The sequence below is a fragment of the Sphingomonas sp. CFBP 8760 genome (assembly GCF_014841615.1).
Classification (GTDB): domain Bacteria; phylum Pseudomonadota; class Alphaproteobacteria; order Sphingomonadales; family Sphingomonadaceae; genus Sphingomonas.
Genome location: NZ_JACYUG010000060.1, coordinates 1 through 846, shown reverse-complemented (window position 1 = coordinate 846; position 846 = coordinate 1). Strand labels below are relative to the sequence as shown.

The 846-nt window shown below is 67.3% G+C and carries 1 pseudogene; it reads left to right on the top strand.

The features are described 5' to 3' along the window. Positions 1–839 (top strand): annotated as a pseudogene (locus IFT82_RS20335) (IS630 family transposase); the annotation flags it as partial. Positions 840–846 lie beyond the last annotated feature (7 nt).

Below are 846 nucleotides of genomic sequence, written 5' to 3'. Positions count from 1 at the left end.
GCGGTGAGGTGGGCGGCACTTCAACGCGATCAGGGCAAGCCAGCGGCCAAGCCACAAGGTGGTGACACACGCTCGGCGAAGACCGAGGCCAAGGCGGCGCGGATCTGGGCGCTGTACGAAGCAGCGCCCGACTTCACGCTTGCTGAGCTGCGCGCGGCGCTGGCCGCCGAGGGGATCGCGGTTGCGGTATCGACCCTGTGGCGCTTCTTCGCCCGCCATGGGCACACGCGCAAAAAAAGACTGGCCATGCACAAGAGCAGGACCGCCCCGACGTCCTGAGCGCGCGCGAGGCCTGGTTCGATGGCCAACTCGATCTCGATCCGGAAACACTCGTCTTCGTCGATGAGACAGGCGCCAGCACCAAGATGGCACGCCGGTACGGCCGTGCCCCACGCGGCGAGCGGCTGCGCATGGCGGTGCCGCACGGGCACTGGATGACGACCACGTTCGTCGGGGCTTTGCGGCTCTCGGGTATGACCGCACCGCTCGTCATCGACGGACCGATGACCGGGGCATGGTTCGAAGCCTGGGTCGCCCGGGCGCTCGCCCCGACGCTGAAACGTGGCGATGTCGTCATCCTGGACAACCTGCCTGCCCACAAGAGCGTCGCGGCCAGGGACGCGATCGAGGCAAGGGGCGCCCGGCTGCTCTTCCTCCCGCCCTACTCGCCCGACTTCAATCCGATCGAAAACGCCTTCGCCAAGCTCAAGGCGCTCCTGCGCAAAGCCGCTGCGCGCACCGTCAACGATCTGTCCCGCGCCATCGGTGCCGCCATCGACACCTTCACGCCCGCAGAGTGCGCCAACTACTTCGCCGCTGCCGGATACGATGCGTACTGAACGGAAT